Raw genomic sequence first — 19,308 nt, forward strand, 5'->3', positions numbered from 1 at the left:
TAACCAGGCGGCCGGCCGGGTCAGTCGCCTTCACCGGAACCGGTGCTGGCACTGGCCAACTGCTTCTCGAGATCGCGCAGGCGCCTCGCCATTTCATCCAGTTGCGCAAAGCGCACCGCACTGCGGCGCCAGCTGCGACTGTCTGAGAAGGGCGTACCGCTGGAGTAGGACCCGGCCTTGTCGATGGATTTGGTTACCAGCGTCATGGCGGTTACGTGGGTTTTGTCCGCCACAGTCACGTGGCCGACCACCCCGGCACCTCCAGCAATGGTGCAGTGCTTGCCGATCTTGGCGCTGCCCGCCACCGCCGAACAGGCAGCAATGGCTGAGTAGTCACCAATTTGGACATTGTGCGCGATTTGCACCTGGTTGTCGATCTTCACACCGCGCCCGATCACCGTATTGCCAAGGGCTCCGCGATCGATACAGGTACAGGCTCCGATTTCAACCTCATCGCCAATTTCCACGCTGCCGAGCTGGTGGATTTTGGTCCACTGCCCTCCACCGGGGGCAAAGCCGAACCCGTCTGCACCAATCACCGCGTGGCTGTGAATGACGCAGTCAGTGCCGATGGCACAGCCATGATAGACGGTCACGTTCCCGTTGAGGCGAGTGCGCGCACCGATGACGCTGCCCTGCCCCACCACGCAGTTGGGGCCGATCACGGCGCCTGCCCCGACCTGTACATGGGCCTCTATCACTGCACCGGCAGCCACGCAGGCAGTCGGATCCACCTCCGCATCCGCATGGACTGTGGCTGCTGGGTGAATACCCGCATCAGGTTTCGGCGTGCGATCGTAGATGGCCGTGGCCAAGGCAAAGGCGTGATAAGGGTTGGCCACCACCAGTGAGGTAACCGGGCACACTTCGGCCATGTCCTCGGTTACCAGCACCGCACAGGCACGGGTCTCCGTCAGGAAGCGTCGGTAGTTGGCACTGGCAAGGAAACTGACCTGGGTGGGACTCGCGTCCTGGAGGGTACTGAGGCCGGTGGGGACCAGCCCGGCAGAGGCGCCCTCTGCCAGCCGCAGGTCCGCGCCCAGCTGTTCGGCCAGCTGGGCGAGAGTCGGATTGTCACTCATGAAGGGACGGGCGTCGTTAGTTGTCGGCGTTCATGCGTTCGACAACCAGGGCAGTCAGGTCGACTTTCGGGCCGGCAAAATAGGCGGTGCTGGCATCCAGAACCAGGTCAAGCTGCTGCTCCTTGATGATCGCCTCGAGAGCGGTCTTGGCCTTGGGGGCCATGGTCTTCTGGATGTCCTGGCCTACCTGCGCTTCCATGGCGCGCAGTTTTTTCACCGCGGTTTCGAAGTCGGAGCGCTTGAAGTTCATCTTGCGCTGGTGCTCGGCCTTCTGCTCCTCGGACCAGGTCACGCCGTTCTTCTGCGCGTCTTCAGCGAGTTTCTGCACCTCGGCGCGGATGGACTCAGCGCTGCTCTGGAGCTTTGAATACTCGGAGCTGGTCTTGAGCGCGTTGACCTTAGACTTGGCGGATTCGGTGCTCATGATGGCCGCCTGCAGGTTGAAGACTGCCACTTTGGTCTGGGCCAGCGCAGAAGCGGAAGCCAGGAAGCCGGCGAGCAGTACTGCGGTAATCTTTAAGGTTTTAAGCACGTCGTATTCTCCGTTTTGCTCTATTTATCGTTGGTTTACTTACGTTTCTGCCACATCACGCGGCGCACATGCATTTTAGAAGCTGTTACCAAGGGTGAACTGGAACACTTCGACTTCGTCTTCGTCGTTCTTCTGCAGCGCCTTGGCAACAGAGAACTGCAGCGGGCCGAAGCCGGTAATCCAGGTCAGGCCAATGCCAGCGGACACGTTGAGGAAATCCGGGTCCACATCGTAACAGTTGAGCTGTGTCTCTCCGCAGCTGCTATCAAACACGTTACCCGCGTCGATGAAGAAGGTCGACTGCATGGAGCGCTGGTCTTTCACGAACGGCAGCGGGAAGATCACTTCGGCGCTGCCTTCGATCAGGATATTACCGCCGAAAGGCTGCGGCTCGCGCCGGTTGTCGATCACCGCAAGGCTGTCCGTGTCGGCATCCAACACGTAGCAACTCTCGGTGATCACACCATTCTCTGTACCACAGCTCACCAGGCGGTAGGGCGTGGCCGGAGTGGAGCGCGGACCCAGGGTATTGCGCTCGAAGCCGCGCACGGAACCGAAGCCGCCGGCATAGAAATTCTCGAAGAACGGCAGGTCCGGGGTATCGCCAAATCCGTCCGCATAACCCAGGCGGGTGCGCAGCCGCAGGGTCAGGTCCTTGGTGAGCGGGCGGAAGTACTGCGCCGTGTAAACGAGTTTGGAATACTCGAGATCACCACCCGGTACCGCCACTTCCAGCGAGGCCCGCTGAGAGGCACCGCGGGTTGCGAGGATACCGCGGTTCAGGGTGGAACGGGCGTAGGAAGTTGTCACCGAGAAGGTATCAAAGGTGTCACCGTACACATCGACAAAGCCGTTCAGGTCGGTGTTCAGCAATTCAGGCTCCACCGGCGTGCCCAGGCTCAGGGACTCCCCCGCCTCGGCGGCCGCCAGCAATTCTTCCTGGGATGCCTCCAGATCCGTGGAGAGGATGAAATCCTCTACTCCCTCGATCGGGCGCGGTGTCTCGCTGATTTCCTTCACCGAGTTGCGGCTGTTGCCCAGCTCCAGGTGGGAGAAACCGAAGTTCAGGCCGACGCGGGAGATCTCGGAGATCGGGTAGCCAAAGCTGAGGCCGGCACCATAGGTCGTAGTGTTATAGCTGGCGAGGTTGATCTCGGAGTAATCCCGCTCCTGGTAGAAGACGTTGAAACCGCGGCTGACACCATCCGGAGTGAAATACGGATCGGTATAGGAGAAATTCGCCACGGTCTGGTAGCGGGAGGTGTTGATCGCAACGCCCACGGATTTGCCGGTGCCGAGCCAGTTGTTCTCCTGAATATTGGCACCGAGGACCAGACCACTGCCCTGGGCATAGCCCACGGTTCCGCCGATGGTACCGGAGGGCTGCTCCTCGACAGTGTACTCCACGTCGATCTGGTCGGAGGTCCCGGGGACCTCAGTGGTCTCCACCTGGACTTCCTTGAAGTAACCCAGGCGCTCCAGGCGGACCTTGGACTGCTCGATACGGGCAGACGAGGCAGAGGCCGCCTCCATCTGGCGCATTTCCCGGCGCAGTACTTCGTCGGAGGTACGGGTGTTACCGCGGAAATTGATACGGCGCACGTAGGCGCGCTTGCCCGGGTCGATGAAGAAGGTCACCTTGACCGTCTTGTCTTCCTCATTGGGCTCGGGCATGCCGTTTACTTCTGCAAAGGTGTAGCCCTCATTACCCAGGCGCTTGGTGATGTAATCGGAGGTGGTGGTCATCAGCACCTGCGAGAAAGTCTGCCCCTCCCGCACGAGCAGCAGCCGCTCGATCTCCTCTTCCGCCACCACCGGGTCGCCAGCCAGGTCCACCTCGCTGACGGTGTACACATCGCCCTCACTGATGTTGACGGTAATGAATACACTGCGCTTGTCCGGGCTCAGGGACACCTGGGTGGAATCGATGCGGAATTCCAGATAACCGCGGTCCAGGTAGTAGGATTCCAGGCGCTCGAGGTCGCCGGTGAGTTTTTCGCGGGAATACTTGTCGTCGCTGCGCAGCCAGGAGAGCCAGCCGGTAGTCTGCAGCTCAAAGATCTCGGCCAGTTCCTCATCGGAAAAGGCGCGATTGCCGACGATATTGATATGTTTGATGGCGGCGACGGAACCCTCGTCCACCACCACTTTCAGCTCCACCTGGTTACGCGGGAGCTCGTTCACTTCAGTAGTCACGCTGGCGCCGTAACGGCCCTGGGCGACGTACTGCCGCTCAAGTTCCTGAGCCAGGCCCTCGAGGGTCGCGCGTTTGAAAATCTGACCTTCGGCGAGGCCGTTTTCCTCCATGCCCTTCAGCAGGTCCTCGGTCTTGATGGCCTTGTTACCGGTGATCTCGATCTTGGAGATCGCCGGGCGCTCGCGCACGGTGATCACCAGCACACCGTTTTCACGGCCGATCTGGATATCCTGGAAGTAACCGGTGCGGAACAGCGCGCGGGTCGCGCTCTGGATCTCCAGGCTTTCAATCTGGTCACCCACGCGCACCGGCAGTGCTGCGAACACGGTGCCGGCGGACACCCGCTGCAGGCCCTCCACGCGGATGTCGTTGACCACAAACGACTGGGCCACGGCACTGATGGGAAGGGCCAGGCCCAGCGAGGCCGCTTTGAGGAAATCTTTCATTGACTAAATCCGAGTTTCTTATTCGCAATTCCAGTTGGTCACCGGACCCCGCCGGCACTCAGCGCCGCTACAGGCGCAGGATATCGTTATAGAGGGCGAGCCCCATGATGCCGAGCACCAGCACCATCCCCACCTGAAGCCCGATCATCTGCACCCGCTCAGAGACGGGTGAGCCCTTGATCGCCTCAATACCGTAGTAAAGGAGATGTCCACCATCGAGGACGGGGATGGGCAACAGATTGAGCACCCCGAGGCTGATACTGAGCAGCGCCAGCAGCGACAGGAACGACTGCCAGCCGGCCTCCGCCGAGGTGCCGGCCACTTTAGCAATGGTGATAGGGCCACTCAAGTTCTTGGTGGAGAGCTCTCCGAAGATGAGTTTCTTCAGGCTGTTGAGGGTGAAACGGGTCTTATCCCAGGTCTCTTCCAGCCCTTTCAGCGCCGCGCCCGCAAATCCGTAGTGGTAGGTGCGGACCCGGTCTTCAGGCCAGGTCTCCACCACCGGCAGCACACCGATACGGCCGATCACCTGCCCGTCCTCGAGGGTCACCGCTTCCGGCTTGACCGGCAGCAGCAGACGCTCGCCATCGCGGTCCACCTCCACCTGGATCACCTGCCCTGCCTGCGCGCGGACATACTCGGTCCAGGCTTCCCAGGCCTCAAAACGCTCACCATCGGTGGCTAGGACAGTATCACCGGCCAGCAGGCCCGCCCGTTCTGCGGCACTGTCTTCAGTGACGCGGGACAGGGTCAGGGTGACGGAGGGTGTCCACAGGGTGAGGCCAATCTCGGCGAGGGGATCCGGCACTTCCTGCGCGGCGAGCCAGCGCTCGATATCGACGGAGGAATGGTACTCGAGATCAGAATCCGGGTAGCGCACGGTAAATTCGATGGTGCCGGTGTCGCCGAGGCGGTTTGCAAGACGCCAGTTCAACGCCTGCCAGGTCGGGGTGGCCTCACCATCCACCGCGATAATCTCCTGCCCGCCTTCCAGGCCGGCACGGGCGGCGATACTGCCCGGCTCCACCCGGTCAACGATCGGTACCGGACCGGCGGCGCCACCCATGAAGACTACCCAGAACAGCAGGATCGCCAGCAGGAAGTTGGCGGCAGGACCAGCGGCCGCAATGGCAATGCGGGCCCAGACACTCTTGCGGTTGAAGGCCTGGTCGAGCTGGTCAGCGGACACCGGCCCCTCGCGCTCGTCCAGCATTTTCACGTAACCGCCGAGGGGGATGGCGGAAACGGTGAACTCGGTACCGTGACGGTCGTAGCGGGACAGCAGGCGGCGGCCAAAGCCAATAGAAAAACGCAGCACCTTCACACCGCACAGGCGCGCCACCAGGAAATGACCGGCCTCGTGGAACGCGACCAGCACACCGAGAGCCACCAGGGCCCAGATTACTGTCTGAATAAAATCCATATACTGACTACTGATTCACCTAATTGGTCGGCGGCGAGCGCCGACGGGGCGCACATCATAACGCACCCGCAGCCGGATGACGGTTTCAGTCCGACCCGAGATAGTCACGCGCCAGCGCACGCGCTTCCCGATCCGCACTTTCGACTGCCTGCAGACCCGTCAGTTCAATGACCCGGGTGCTTTTCATGACCCGTTCGATCAACCGCGGGATACCGGTAAACGACAGCCGGCCACCGAGAAATGCCTCCACCGCCACTTCATTGGCGGCATTCAGCACAGTCGGGGCGCTGCCGCCGACATCGATGGCCTCGCGGGCCAGCCGCAGGCAGGGGAAGCGCTCGGGATCCGGGGCCTCGAAGTCGAGCCGCCCCTGCATGATCAGGTCCAGCGCCGCCACACCACTGTCGATACGGTGGGGGAATGCGAGCGCGTGGGCGATGGGCGTGCGCATATCGGGGTTGCCCATCTGCGCCAACAGGGATCCGTCCCGGTACTGCACCATGGAGTGCACGATGCTCTGCGGGTGCACCACCACGTCGATCTGCTCCGGGCGGGCATGGAACATGTAGCAGGCCTCGATGAACTCAAGCCCCTTGTTCATCATGGTGGCGGAATCCACGGAGATCTTGCGCCCCATGGACCAGTTCGGGTGCGCACACGCCTCTTCCGGGGTGACATTGTGCAACGCCTCTGGATCGCGCTTCCGGAAGGGCCCCCCGGATCCGGTGAGGAGGATCTTCTCCACACCCGCGGCCTCGAGGTCAGTGCATGGGTGCGGCAGGCACTGGAAGATGGCGTTGTGCTCGCTATCGATCGGCAACAGCTCCGCCCCACTCGCGGCCAGCGCCTGCATGAACAGCGGGCCCGCCATGACCAGCGACTCCTTGTTGGCGAGTAGTACTTTCTTCCCCGCCTCGACCGCCGCCAGGGTCGGCCGCAAGCCGGCGGCGCCGACAATCGCCGCCATCACCGCATCCACATCCTCGGCCGCGGCCACATGGCAGAGCCCGTCAACACCCGTGAGCACCTCTGTTGACAGCCCGTCGATCGAGAGCATATCGCGCAGTTCCGCTGACCGGGACTCCGGCACCACCGCATAGCGGGGCTCGAAGCGCCGGCACTGCTGAGCAAGCTCAGCGATCCGTTCGCGGGCAGTCAGGGCAAAGACGGTATAGCGCTGGGGATGGCGCGCCAGCACATCCAGGGTGCTGACGCCGATGGATCCGGTGGAACCCAGGACGGTGACGGATTGTTGCTGCGAAGCTGGCATAGGCTCGTTCAGTACCTCTCGGGCCTCTGTCATCCGGACCCTTGTGCGGGTTGCGGGAATCGTTACAGGTATTTGGGCAGTTCGCTGGCGAGGGCAGCCATGGTAAAGACCGGTAATGCTGCAGAGAGACTGTCCAAGCGGTCGAGGATGCCGCCGTGTCCGGGCAGGATACGACTGCTGTCCTTGATGCCCCGGTGACGCTTGAACATGCTCTCCACCAGGTCACCGATCACGGAAGCCACCGCGGTCACCAGGATACCGAAGGAAAACAGCAGGCTGTTTTTCATCGGCAAGGACAGGACGACAGACACCACAATGGCAAGGATCAGGCAGGCCGCCAGGCCGCCGAAGAAACCCTCCCAGGACTTACCCGGGCTCACCTCGCGGGCCAGCTTGTGCTTGCCGAACCTGCGCCCGACAAAGTAGGCGCCGACATCCGCTGCAACCACCACCGCCACAACGAACAGTACCAGCCAGGCACCCTGATCCAGCCCTCGCAGGATCACCATGGAAAGCCAGGCCGGGACCAGCACGACCAGCCCGATCAAGCCGCGCACCCAGCGATTGCCCCAGAGGATGGCGCTGGCCGGATAGCTCTGCACCCACAGGAAGGCCAGCGCCCACCAGCCACAGGCCACCGCCAGGACTTCCTGCGCCCGGGAGGTGTCCGGCCGGGCAAAGTCCATGGCAAATACATATTGGGCAACGGCGATCAACACAGCACCGAGCGCCGCCAGGAATACAAAACGGAGCGCCCGGTTCAGGTTGGACAAGTTCGCCCACTCCCAGCCGCCGAGCAGGATGACAACCACGGTTGCCACTGTGAACCACTGGATGGGGAGAAGAAACAACGCCCCGAGAAACAGAGCCACCAATACCAGCGCGGTAATTATTCTTTGTTTTAGCACCGTCAAACCCTTTTTCTGAATCTCCCGGCGTCAGGCCTGTGCCGCCAGCCCGCCGTCACTGCGACCGCCAAAACGGCGGTCCCGGCGCTGGTAGGCCTCAATCGCCTTATCCAGCTCTTCCGTGCCGAAGTCAGGCCACAGTGTATCTGTGAAATAGAATTCACTGTAGGCCGCCTGCCATAAAATAAAATTGCTGATCCGCTGCTCGCCACTGGAGCGGATCACCAGGTCCACCGGCGGCAGGTCCGCCAGCGCCATATAACCACCCAGCGACTCTTCGCTGATGGATTCGGCGGTGCGGGTGCCCGCTGCCACCTCCTCCGCCATCTGCCTGGCTGCCCGGGCAATATCCCAGCGGCCGCCATAATCGGCAGCGATTACCAGGGTGCCGCGCTCACCGGCAGCGGTCACGGCCTCCGCATCGGCAATGGCTTTCTGCAGACGCGGTGAAAAGCGATCCCGCCTGCCGATCACTCTCAGGCGCACGCCCTCCTCCCGCATCCGGCGCGCCTCGCGGCCGAGATAAGAGTGGAACAGGCTCATCAGCAACTCCACCTCTGTCGGTGGGCGCTGCCAGTTTTCACTGGAAAAAGCGAACAGCGTCAGCACCTCGACGCCCCGCTCCCGACAGGCGGAGAGCAGGTCGCGGATGCGCTCGACGCCGGCTTTGTGGCCCGCCGAGGGGGACAGCCCACGGCGCGCCGCCCAACGCCCATTGCCATCCATGATGATGGCTATATGGCGCGGCGCCGCCGGCACATTGTCTCCGGTACCTCTGGAAGACATCAAATTTCCATCAGGTCTTTTTCTTTCGCCGCCAGCGCCTTGTCCACGTCACCCACAAACTTGTCAGTGATCTTCTGGATCTCATCAGAGGCGCGGCGCTCCTCATCCTCGGAGATTTCCTTCTCCTTCTCCAACGCCTTGATCTCGGCCATGGCATCGCGACGGATGTTGCGGATGGAGACGCGGGCGGTTTCCGCTTCACCCTTGGCTTCGCGGATAAAGTTCTTGCGGGTTTCCTCGGTGAGCATCGGCATCGGGATGCGGATCACGGAACCGGCCGTGCTGGGGTTGAGGCCCAGGTCGGACTTCATGATCGCCTTCTCGATTTCCGGCACCATGTTCTTTTCCCACGGGGTTACGGAAAGGGTGCGCGCATCCTCGACGTTGATATTGGCCACCTGCGACAACGGCATGTCAGAGCCGTAGTAGGAGACACGGATGCTGTCGAGAATACTCGGGTGCGCGCGGCCGGTGCGAATCTTGTTGAAGTTGCTGGCCAGCGCGTCGAGCGCCTTGCTCATGCGGGTCTGCGCATCTTTCTTGATGTCTTCGATCACTGTTTCACTTCCTCTTCAATTAGCGTGCCCTCTTCGCCGCCCACAACGATATTGAGCAGCGCGCCGGCCTTGTTCATGCGGAAGACCCGCACGGGCAAGTTGTTATCCCGGCACAGGCAGATTGCGGTTAAATCCATTACCCCGAGCTTCTTGTCCAGCACCTCATCGAAGGTGAGGCGGTCGTAACGGGTCGCCGTGGGCTCGAGCACCGGGTCGGCGGAATAGACGCCGTCCACCTTGGTGGCCTTCAGGACCAGCTCGGCTTCAATCTCAATGCCGCGCAGGCAGGCGGCAGAGTCGGTGGTAAAGAAGGGATTGCCGGTGCCGGCAGCAAAAATCAGCACTTCGCCCCGTTCCAGGTAGCGAATGGCTGCGCGGCGGTCGTAGTGATCGACGATACCGCTCATCTGGATCGACGACATGACCCGGGAGGAGATATTAGAGCGCTCCAGCGCGTCGCGCAGTGCCAGGGCATTCATCACGGTGGCCAGCATACCCATGTGGTCGCCGGTCACCCGATCGAGACCAGCCGCGTGCAGGGCAGCACCGCGGAACAGGTTGCCACCGCCAACCACCAGACCCACCTGCACACCGATACCTACCAGCTGGCCGATTTCCAGGGCCATCTTGTCCAGAACTTTGGGGCTGATTCCAAAGCCCTGATCCCCCATCAGCTCCTCTCCACTGAGCTTGAGCAGGATTCGCTTGTACTTGCGGTCTTTTACTCCGGGCATTCTCGGGTCCTCTGTGGCGCAATCAGGCACTGCCGCCGAACATTACAACAATTTCGGTCATTTACACAGAGGGGTGCCCCGACAGCACCCTGTAGAGCACTGCCGGCGGCACCCCGTCCGGTCAGCCACCTTGCCGGTGGCTGAGTGCCGATATCGCGCCGTTCAGGGCGATATCGGCTCGTAGCGGTCGAATCAGGAAGAGCCCTTGACCTGCGCAGCCACTTCGGCAGCGAAGTCCACTTCTTCCTTCTCAATGCCCTCGCCCACTTCAAAGCGCACGAAGGTTGCCACATCAGCGCCAGCTTCCTTCACCAGCTTGCCGACGGTCACATCCGGGTTCTTGACGAACGGCTGCTCGACCAGGCTGTTCTCTTTCAGGAACTTGTTGATGCGGCCACCCATCATCTTCTCGACGATCTCGGCGGGCTTGCCTTCCATATCGGGCTGGGCCTTGATGATTTCCTTCTCTTTCTCCAGCACGTCGGCCGGCATGTCTTCCGGCTTGTTGACCTGCGGATTGTTCGCTGCAACGTGCATGGCCACGTCGCGGGCCAGCTCGGTGTCGCCACCGGTCAGGGCAACCAGGCAGGCAATACGGTTGTTGGAGTGTACGTAGGAACCGACCACTGGCGCCTCGAGCACCTGGATACGGCGCACGCCGATGTTCTCACCGATCTTCTGAACCAGGGCTTCGCGGGCCTGCTCCAGCTCGCCTTCCATCAACGCAGCAACATCCTGCTGGCGCTCGGCGAAGGCCTTGTCGACAACCTTCTCTACGAATGCCTTGAAGTTGTCGTCGCGGGCAACGAAGTCGGTCTCGGAATTGACTTCGACCAGGACACCGTAGCTGGCATCGTCGGCCACTTTGGTAGCAACCACACCGTCAGCGGCGGTACGACCGGCTTTCTTGGCGGCTTTCAGGCCGGAGGCCTTGCGCAGGTCTTCGATCGCTTTTTCGATATCGCCGTCCGCCTCGGTCAGTGCTTTCTTGCACTCCATCATCGGCAGGCCGGTGCGTTCGCGCAGTTCTTTTACCATAGACGCGGTAATCGCCATGATTCAATCCTCGGGGTTCTGTCACAAAAAAATTAGAAAAAAGGGGCCGATGCTTGGGCCCCTTTCCGAATTCGCAGCGTAACTATTCAGTGTTACACCGCTCTGCCCTGCGATTCTCTCAATTAAGAGTCCGCAGCGGCTTCGTCGTCGCTCGCTTCAACGTACTCGTCTTTCGCAGCAGCACCGCCCGCTTCAGCGGTACCGGCGATCACAGCGTCAGCCACGGCAGTGGTGTACAGCTTGATTGCGCGAATGGCGTCGTCGTTGCCGGGAATCACGTAGTCGACACCAGCCGGATCGCTGTTGGTGTCCACAACGCCGATCACCGGAATGCCCAGCTTGTTGGCTTCCTGGATCGCGATGCGCTCGTGCTCTACGTCGATCACGAACATTGCGTCGGGCAGGCCGCCCATGTCTTTGATACCACCGATGGAGCGCTCGAGCTTCTCCATGGTACGGGTGCGCATCAGGGCTTCTTTCTTGGTCAGCTTCTCAAAAGTGCCGTCCTGGGCCTGGGTCTCCAGGTCGCGGTAGCGCTTGATGGAAGCACGGATGGTCTTGTAGTTGGTGAGCATACCACCCAGCCAGCGGTTGCTGACGTAGGGCTGGCCACAGCGCTCAGCCTGCTCTTTGATGGACTTGGAAGCGGCGCGCTTGGTACCAACGAAGAGGATCTTCTTCTTCTGGGCAGCCATACCCTTGATTACCTGCAGGGCTTCGTTGAAAGCCGGCACGGTGTGCTCAAGGTTGACAATGTGAATCTTGTTGCGGGCACCGAAAATGTACTGATCCATTTTCGGGTTCCAGTAGCGGGTCTGGTGACCAAAGTGGACACCAGCCTGCAGCATATCGCGCATGCTGACTTGCGGCATAACTAAACCTCAATATCGTGGAAGCTCACCGATGTGTTTTGGCGGCTGCTTCCCGGGTTATATCCTCCACACACCCCATGCACCAATCCCGCTCGACGGTTACCACGAGGCAGGACACCCAGGCGCATGTGCCGGTGTGTGTGTGACGTTTTGGCAATCGCTGCGGACCACAGCGGCCCGAAGCGGCGCGCTTTATACCATATCGCGAACCCCACGGAAAGCGCCGCGGGCGACCGGAACCGCCATTTAATGCCCGGCGGCGGCGAATCCGCTACAATGGCGCGCCCCGCGGGTTCTGCCCGCCGCCGTGCAACCAATTCAGGGAACCGTATGAGTTCAAGCATCAAGACCCCGGAACAGATCGCCAAAATGCGCACCGCTGGCCGCCTGGCCGCGGAAGTCCTGGAAATGATAGGCGAGTACGTGGTCCCCGGCGTCACCACCGAGGAGCTGGATCGCCGCTGCCACGACCACATAGTCAATGTGCAGAAGGGCATCCCCGCCTGCCTGGGCTACCGCGGGTTCCCCAAGTCCATCTGCACCTCCGTCAACGAGGTGGTCTGCCACGGCATCCCTTCCGAGAGCAAGGTGCTGAAGAAGGGCGACATCATCAATATTGACGTCACCGTCATCAAGGATGGCTGGTACGGCGACACCAGCAAGATGTATTTCGTCGGTGAGCCGGCGCCCCATGCCGAGCGGCTGGTGCGCATCACCCAGGAGTGCCTCTACAAGGCCATCGAGATCGTGCGCCCTGGCACCACCCTTGGCGACATCGGCCACGTCATCCAGCAGCACGCCGAGAAGAATTATTACTCCGTTGTCCGCGACTTCTGCGGCCACGGCATTGGCGACGTCTTCCACGAGGATCCGCAGGTCCTGCATTACGGCAAGCCCGGAACCGGCGAGGCGCTCAAAGAGGGCATGACCTTCACTATCGAGCCGATGATCAATGCCGGCAAAGCCGGCACCCGGGTCCTCGGCGACGGCTGGACCGCCATAACCAAGGACCGCCGCCTGTCCGCCCAGTGGGAACACACCATGGTCGTGACCAAAGACGGTGTTGAGGTACTGACCGCGCGAAGCGAGGAGAACTTTTAAATCAGGGCATCGGCGCCTGCACGGCGCCAGATGTTAAGGCCCTGGTGGCGGAAGCCCCCGGCGCGACTGTCGGTCGGAGGGACCCGGCCGACAAGCCTACAGGGATGTATGCACGGCGTGTCGCGCCGGGGGCTTCCGGTATCAGGGCCGCCAGGTTTCGATAGCAGCGCCAACTGAATTCAGCACCAACGGATCTTCCATGCAGCCGGCCAGTATCCCCTACTTCGAACGCCCCCTGTTCTTCTTCGACCAGGCCCGCTTCCGCCGTGCCCTGGCCGACGGCAGCAAGCCGCCACTGGAAATCTTCAAGGACGCCGTCGGTGCCGCAGACCATCAGATGGCCCAGCGCTTCCGCGAAGGCGAGGACGTGCGCACCCTGGTGCACGAGCGGGCACTGTTCGTGGACTGCCTGCTGCACTACGCCTGGCATCAATATGACTGGCCCGCCGGTATCGCCCTGCTCGCCGTGGGCGGCTATGGCCGTGGAGAACTGCACCCCCACTCCGACATCGACCTGCTGATCCTCACCGACGACGCCTCCGCACCGCACACGATTGAAAATATCGAGCGCCTGGTCGCCTTCCTGTGGGACCTCGGTCTGGATATCGGCCATTCGGTGCGTTCCGTCGACCACTGCGTCGAGCTGGCGGCCGAGGACATCACCGTGGCTACCAACCTGATGGAGTGCCGCACCGTGGTGGGCGACGAAAGCCTGTGCGCAAGGCTGAACGAGCGCATGGCCCCCGAGCAGCTGTGGCCGGCCGAGGACTTCTTCGCGGCGAAGTACGCCGAACAGCGCGAGCGTCACAGCCGGCAGCGGGATACAGAATACAACCTGGAACCCAATATCAAGAACGCCCCCGGGGGCCTGCGGGATATCCAGACCATCGGCTGGGTGGCCAAGCGGTACTTCCGCGTGCGCACCCTGAAACAGTTGCAGGGCAAGGGATTCTTCACCGAGGAGGAGTTCGCCATCCTGCAATCGGGGGAGGACTTTCTCTGGCGGGTCCGCTACGGCCTGCATCTGCTGGCCGGCCGCGCCGAGGAGCGCCTGCTGTTCGACTACCAGCGCGAGCTGGCGAAGCAGTTCGGCTACGTGGACAGCGGCACCCAGCTGGCGGTGGAGCAGTTCATGCACAGTTACTACCGCATCGTCATGGCGCTGCGGGAACTGAACGACGTGCTCCTGCAGTTCCTCGACGAGGCCATCCTGCAGCGCGGTGAGCGGCAGTCCGTCACACCGATCAACGAGCGCTTCCAGCTGCGGGACGACACCATCGAGGTCACCCAGACCAATGTGTTTGTGGAGCAGCCCTCGGCGCTGCTGGAGATCTTCGTGCTGATGGCGGAAAACCCGGATATCGCGGGCGTGCGCGCCTCCACCATCCGCCTGATCCGCGAGCAGCGCCACCTGATCGACGACCTTTTCCGCCGCGATCCGCGCAACGCCGAGCTGTTCATGCAGCTGCTGCGCTCGCCGCGGGGGCTATCCACCCAGCTCACCCGCATGACGCGCTACGGCGTGCTCGGGCGCTACCTGCCGGAGTTCGGGCGCGTCACCGGGCAGATGCAACACGACCTGTTCCACATCTATACGGTCGATGCCCACACACTGCAGGTGGTGCGCAACATGCGCAGCTTCCGCAGCCCGGAGGCCTGGCAGAAATTTCCCATCGCCGCAGAGATCATGGCCCGGATGCGCAAGCCTGAGTTGCTGTACATCGCCGGCCTGTATCACGATATCGCCAAGGGGCGCGGCGGGGATCACTCCAAGCTGGGCGTGATCGATGCCGATGCCTTCTGCCGGCGCCACCACCTCTCGTCCCGCGACCGCCGCCTGGTCTGCTGGCTGGTGGAAAAGCACCTGCTGATGAGTTTCGTCTCCCAGAAGCAGGACATCTCCGATCCCGAAGTGGTGCTCGATTTTGCCCGTGTCGTCGGTGATCGCGAGCACCTGGACTACCTCTATGCCCTGACAGTGGCGGACATCAACGCCACCAACCCGGAGCTCTGGAACAGCTGGCGCGCAAGCCTGATGCGCCAGCTCTACGAGAGCACCCACCAGGCACTGCGGCGGGGACTGGAAAACCCCATCGACCGTGAAGAGATCATCGAGGAGACCCACGCCCAGGCCCGCAGGCGGCTGCTCGACATGGGACTCGAGCGCGAGGCCATCGGCGAGATCTGGGACCAGATGGGTGAGGACTACTTCGTGCGCGAGAGCGCCGACAACATCACCTGGCATACGGCGGCAATCCACCAGCTGCGCTGCGCCAACGAGAAGGGCGACCCCAATGACACCCTGGTGCTGACCCGCAACTCCGGCCAGGGGGAGCACGACGGGGCAACCGAGGTCTTCGTCTATACGCCGGACCGCGCCAACGTGTTCGCCGCGGTGGTCACCGGTCTGGATATGCTGAACCTGAACATCCACGACGCACGCCTGTACAGCTCCGCTGCCGGCTACACCCTCGATACCTTTTACGTGCTGGACGAATCCGGGCAACCGCTGCTGGACGAACCCGGCCGGCTGGAGCAGATCCGCGATACCCTGCAGCAGGAACTGTCACTGGTAGAGGATTACTCCAAGGTGATCAAGCGACGCACACCCCGTCGCCTGAAGATGTTCGAGCTCGCCAGCCGCGCCACGCTGACCACCGAACCGGATGACCAGTACAGCACGCTGGAAATCATCAGCGCCGACCGGCCCGGCCTGCTGGCCCGTATCGCCCGTATCTTTATCGCCCACGACCTGCGGCTGCATAACGCCAAGATCTCGACCCTGGGCGAGCGGGTGGAAGACGTATTCCACATTACCGATGCCGAGGGCGAGCCGCTGCTGGACGAGACAGCAAACCGCGAACTCGAACAGGCAATCTGCCGCGAGCTGGACGCCCACCAGGTAAAAGACCAGGCGCATTAAAAAACAGGCCGTTAAGGATCGGACGCGCAATGAACAATCGACTGGAACTACTGCAGCCCTATCCATTTGCCAAGCTGGCTGCACTGAAGCAGGGTGTCACGCCGGCGGACAAGCCCCATATCGCCCTGTCAATCGGCGAACCCAAGCACGCACCGCCTGCCTTCGCCGCCGAGGCGCTGGCCGGAAACCTGGACAAGCTGGCCGCCTACCCCGCCACCAAGGGAATCGACCCGCTGCGCGCGGCCATTGCCGACTGGCTGCAACACCGCTTTGGCCTTGCCAGAGTCTGCCCCGACAGCCAGGTGCTACCGGTCAATGGTACCCGCGAGGCTCTCTTTGCGTTCGCCCAGGCGGCAGTGACCCCGGGCAGCAAAGTGATCATGCCGAATCCCTTCTACCAGATTTACGAGGGCGCGGCGCTGCTGGCAGGGGCCGAACCCTACTTCGTCAATTGCCGCGCAGACAATGGCTTCCGGCCAGACTTTGACGCCGTGCCGGCCGAGGCCTGGCAGGCGTGCTCGCTGCTGTTCCTGTGTACGCCCGGCAACCCCACAGGCGCCCTGCTCGGTGTCGACGACCTGAAAAAACTGATCGCCCTGGCCGACCGGTACGATTTCACCATCGCCTCCGACGAATGTTATTCCGAACTCTATTTCGACGAGGCACAGCCGCCGGTGGGGCTGCTGCAGGTGTGCGAGCAACTGGGCCGCACTGATTACCGCCGCTGCGTGGTATTCCACAGCCTGTCCAAGCGCTCGAACCTGCCCGGGCTCCGCTCCGGGTTTGTCGCCGGCGATGCAGCAATCCTCGAGCAGTTCCTGCTATACCGCACCTATCACGGCTGCGCCATGCCGCTGCCGACACAGTTCGCCTCTATCGCCGCCTGGCAGGATGAGGAGCACGTGCGGCAGAACCGGGCCCTCTACCGGGATAAGTTCGCCTCGGTACTGGACACTCTCGGCGGCTGCCTGGATGTGCAACTGCCGGAGGCCGGCTTCTACCTCTGGCCCCGGGTCGGCGATGGCGAGACCTTCGCACGCGAGCTGTTCCGCGAGCAGAACATCACTGTCCTGCCGGGCAGTTTCCTCGCCCGCCAGGCCGGAGGCGAAAATCCCGGCACCGAGTACGTACGCATGGCACTGGTGGCGACGCACGAAGAATGCGCAGAAGCAGCGCGGCGCATCCGGCAATTCTGCGGCTGAGCTCCGCTACCCTCTCACAGAAAAAAACGATACAGGAAAGCAACAACGTGGAGACAGCAGTTAAAAATCTCCTGAAGAAAGAGCGGGTGGACTACATCCTCGAACGCCTGGAAGAACTCTACCCCGAAACACCAGTGCCCCTGGATCACAAGGACCCTTACACACTGCTTGTGGCAGTACTGCTCTCCGCGCAGTGCACCGATGAGCGGGTCAACCAGGTCACGCCCTCCCTGTGGGAGCTGGCGGACAACCCGGCCGACATGGCAAAGGTTCCGGTCGAGGAAATCCAGCGGGTAATCCGCCCCTGCGGCCTGTCCCCGCAAAAGGCCAACGCCATCAGCAAACTCTCCCAGATCCTCGTCAACGAATACCATGGCCAGGTTCCGGAGAATCTGGCGGCACTGGAAACCCTGCCGGGCGTGGGGCACAAGACAGCCAGCGTGGTGGTGGCCCAGGCTTTCGGCCAGCCGGCTTTTCCCGTGGACACCCATATTCACCGACTGGCGCAGCGCTGGGGACTGACCAGCGGCAAAAATGTTGCCCAGACCGAAAAGGATCTGAAACGACTTTTCCCGCGGGAAAAATGGAACAAGCTGCACCTACAGATCATTTTCTATGGCCGCGAATACTGCACGGCGCGAGGCTGCGATGGCACCGTCTGTGATATCTGCACCACCTGTTATCCCGCGCGCAAACACCCCAAAAAGACGAAGAAGGCATGATTACTCTCTACGGCATCAAGAACTGTGACACCGTCAAGAAAGCCCGCAAGTGGCTGGAAAAGAATGGCATCGAATATAGCTTTCACGATTTTCGCGACGACGGCATGGACCCCGTGCCACTGGCAAAATGGCTGAAAGAGGCAGGCTGGGAAAACGTGTTGAATCGCCGCTCCACCAGCTGGCGTGCCCTGACGGATGAACAGAAAACGAAGATGGACAACGCCCTCGCGCTCACACTGGCCAGCGAGACACCGACGCTGATCAAGCGTCCGGTGACCGAGAGCGCAGGCCAAACCCGGTTTGGCTTCAAAGAGAATGAATTTTCAGAACTGTTACTTAAGGGGAATAACTGATGAACGCGATGTACAGCCTCGGATTCGGGGTCGGCACCTGCAACCGCAAGGGCGAATGGCTCGAAGTCTACTACCCCAAACCGCTACTGAACCCGCCGGCGGCGGTGGTGGAGGCGGTTACCGGGGTCCTGAAGCCCACCGGTGGCAATGAAATCATCGCCCTCGATCCGGCCCAGCTCGCCCCACTGGCCGAGCGTCTGGAGTCCGCCGGCGCCGAAGACCAGGCCGGAATCCTGCGCCAGTTCTCCCAGACCCAGCGACCGCTGGTCGCCACCCTGCTCGCCAGCGACGCCGCGCCGCAGTCGGTCCCCGATGCCTACCTGAAGCTGCACCTGCTCTCCCACCGCCTGGTCAAACCGCATGAGACCAAACTCGACGGCATTTTCGGCAAGCTGGTGAATGTGGCCTGGACCAACCAGGGCGCCATCGACCTGGCAGAGCTGCCGGAGCGCCAGCTCGAGGCACGACTCAAGGGCGAGGTACTCGACGTTGCCTGCGTGGACAAATTCCCCAAGATGACCAACTACGTGGTACCCGCCGGCGTGCGCATCGCCCACACCGCCCGCGTGCGCCTGGGTGCCTACCTCGGCGAGGGCACCACCATCATGCATGAGGGCTTCGTTAACTTTAACGCCGGTACCGAAGGTCCCGGCATGATCGAGGGCCGCATCTCCGCCGGCGTATTCGTCGGCGCAGGCTCCGATCTCGGTGGTAGTAGCTCCACCATGGGCACGCTCTCCGGCGGTGGCAATATCGTCATCTCGGTGGGTAAGAACTGCCTGCTGGGCGCCAACGCCGGTATCGGCATCCCCCTCGGGGACCGCTGCACCGTGGAAGCCGGCCTCTACATCACCGCCGGTACCAAAGTGGCATTGCTGGATGACAGTGGAAAGCTGGTGGAAAATGTGAAAGCCCGCGACCTGGCCGGCAAATCCGACCTGCTGTTCCGCCGCAACTCCACCAATGGTGCAGTCGAGTGCCTGACCAACAAGAGCGCCATCGAACTGAATGAGGCCCTGCACAGCAACTGAGTGCGCCAACATTGCCAGACGCGACGGCCAGGGAGGGCCGCCGCAGTCGCAAGGATGCGCCCCGGGGGCATGAGGCCCGACACCCGCCAGGAAAAACCACAAGGAACCGACAG

17 protein-coding genes are annotated in these 19,308 nt (G+C 62.0%); 6 read left to right on the top strand and 11 right to left on the bottom strand.

All coding sequences use genetic code 11. From position 1 onward, the window contains the following. Positions 1-20: 20 nt before the first annotated feature. From lpxD to rpsB, 11 genes are all read right to left on the bottom strand, one after another. Positions 21-1,082 (bottom strand): UDP-3-O-(3-hydroxymyristoyl)glucosamine N-acyltransferase, encoded by a 1,062-nt coding sequence (lpxD, locus tag LVD12_RS03495; protein ID WP_237065628.1) that lies wholly within the window; start codon positions 1,080-1,082, stop codon positions 21-23. A gap of 16 nt (positions 1,083-1,098) precedes the next feature. Next, positions 1,099-1,614, bottom strand: coding sequence for an OmpH/Skp family outer membrane protein (locus tag LVD12_RS03500; protein ID WP_237065630.1), 516 nt, complete (start codon positions 1,612-1,614; stop codon positions 1,099-1,101). A gap of 75 nt (positions 1,615-1,689) precedes the next feature. Continuing rightward, a complete protein-coding gene (gene bamA, locus LVD12_RS03505; RefSeq protein WP_237065632.1) occupies positions 1,690-4,257 on the bottom strand; it encodes an outer membrane protein assembly factor BamA in 2,568 nt (855 codons plus the stop codon). A gap of 67 nt (positions 4,258-4,324) precedes the next feature. Then, positions 4,325-5,680, bottom strand: coding sequence for an RIP metalloprotease RseP (gene rseP, locus LVD12_RS03510; RefSeq protein ID WP_237065634.1), 1,356 nt, complete (start codon positions 5,678-5,680; stop codon positions 4,325-4,327). 85 nt (positions 5,681-5,765) lie between these two features. Further along, positions 5,766-6,983, bottom strand: coding sequence for a 1-deoxy-D-xylulose-5-phosphate reductoisomerase (ispC, locus tag LVD12_RS03515; protein WP_237065636.1), 1,218 nt, complete (start codon positions 6,981-6,983; stop codon positions 5,766-5,768). Between the two features lie 29 nt (positions 6,984-7,012). Then, positions 7,013-7,858 carry a phosphatidate cytidylyltransferase gene (locus LVD12_RS03520; RefSeq protein ID WP_237065638.1) on the bottom strand — a complete coding sequence of 282 codons (846 nt, stop codon included), beginning with the start codon at positions 7,856-7,858 and terminating at the stop codon, positions 7,013-7,015. A gap of 30 nt (positions 7,859-7,888) precedes the next feature. Continuing rightward, positions 7,889-8,644, bottom strand: coding sequence for a polyprenyl diphosphate synthase (gene uppS, locus LVD12_RS03525; RefSeq protein ID WP_237065640.1), 756 nt, complete (start codon positions 8,642-8,644; stop codon positions 7,889-7,891). Further along, complete coding sequence (gene frr / locus LVD12_RS03530) at positions 8,644-9,201, bottom strand: ribosome recycling factor (RefSeq protein ID WP_237065642.1); 558 nt, start codon at positions 9,199-9,201, stop codon at positions 8,644-8,646. The genes uppS and frr overlap by 1 nt, the downstream gene beginning before the upstream one ends. Beyond that, positions 9,198-9,935: a UMP kinase gene (pyrH, locus tag LVD12_RS03535; protein ID WP_067079836.1), complete on the bottom strand. Its 738-nt coding sequence runs from the start codon at positions 9,933-9,935 to the stop codon at positions 9,198-9,200. The genes frr and pyrH overlap by 4 nt, the downstream gene beginning before the upstream one ends. A 192-nt stretch (positions 9,936-10,127) precedes the next feature. Next, on the bottom strand, positions 10,128-10,991 hold the full coding sequence (gene tsf / locus LVD12_RS03540; RefSeq protein WP_237065644.1) for a translation elongation factor Ts: 864 nt from the start codon (positions 10,989-10,991) through the stop codon (positions 10,128-10,130). 122 nt (positions 10,992-11,113) lie between these two features. Beyond that, entirely contained in the window at positions 11,114-11,863 is a 750-nt protein-coding gene (rpsB, locus tag LVD12_RS03545; protein WP_237065646.1) for a 30S ribosomal protein S2, read from the bottom strand. 330 nt (positions 11,864-12,193) lie between these two features. On the opposite strand from rpsB, the gene map reads away from it, so the two are divergent. The 6 genes from map to dapD all read left to right on the top strand — a co-directional run bounded on the left by map (position 12,194) and on the right by dapD (position 19,195). Next, complete coding sequence (gene map, locus LVD12_RS03550; RefSeq protein WP_237065648.1) at positions 12,194-12,964, top strand: type I methionyl aminopeptidase; 771 nt, start codon at positions 12,194-12,196, stop codon at positions 12,962-12,964. Between the two features lie 199 nt (positions 12,965-13,163). Then, positions 13,164-15,887 (top strand): [protein-PII] uridylyltransferase, encoded by a 2,724-nt coding sequence (locus tag LVD12_RS03555; RefSeq protein WP_237065650.1) that lies wholly within the window; start codon positions 13,164-13,166, stop codon positions 15,885-15,887. 29 nt (positions 15,888-15,916) lie between these two features. Continuing rightward, entirely contained in the window at positions 15,917-17,089 is a 1,173-nt protein-coding gene (gene dapC, locus LVD12_RS03560) for a succinyldiaminopimelate transaminase (RefSeq protein WP_237065652.1), read from the top strand. Positions 17,090-17,136: 47 nt separating this feature from the next. Next, positions 17,137-17,811, top strand: coding sequence for an endonuclease III (gene nth / locus LVD12_RS03565; RefSeq protein WP_237065654.1), 675 nt, complete (start codon positions 17,137-17,139; stop codon positions 17,809-17,811). Beyond that, on the top strand, positions 17,808-18,164 hold the full coding sequence (locus LVD12_RS03570; protein ID WP_237065656.1) for an ArsC family reductase: 357 nt from the start codon (positions 17,808-17,810) through the stop codon (positions 18,162-18,164). The genes nth and LVD12_RS03570 overlap by 4 nt, the downstream gene beginning before the upstream one ends. Beyond that, entirely contained in the window at positions 18,164-19,195 is a 1,032-nt protein-coding gene (dapD, locus tag LVD12_RS03575; protein ID WP_237065658.1) for a 2,3,4,5-tetrahydropyridine-2,6-dicarboxylate N-succinyltransferase, read from the top strand. The genes LVD12_RS03570 and dapD overlap by 1 nt, the downstream gene beginning before the upstream one ends. Positions 19,196-19,308 lie beyond the last annotated feature (113 nt).

This window comes from Microbulbifer guangxiensis (assembly GCF_021729075.1).
In the GTDB taxonomy this organism is placed as follows: Bacteria; Pseudomonadota; Gammaproteobacteria; order Pseudomonadales; family Cellvibrionaceae; genus Microbulbifer; species Microbulbifer guangxiensis.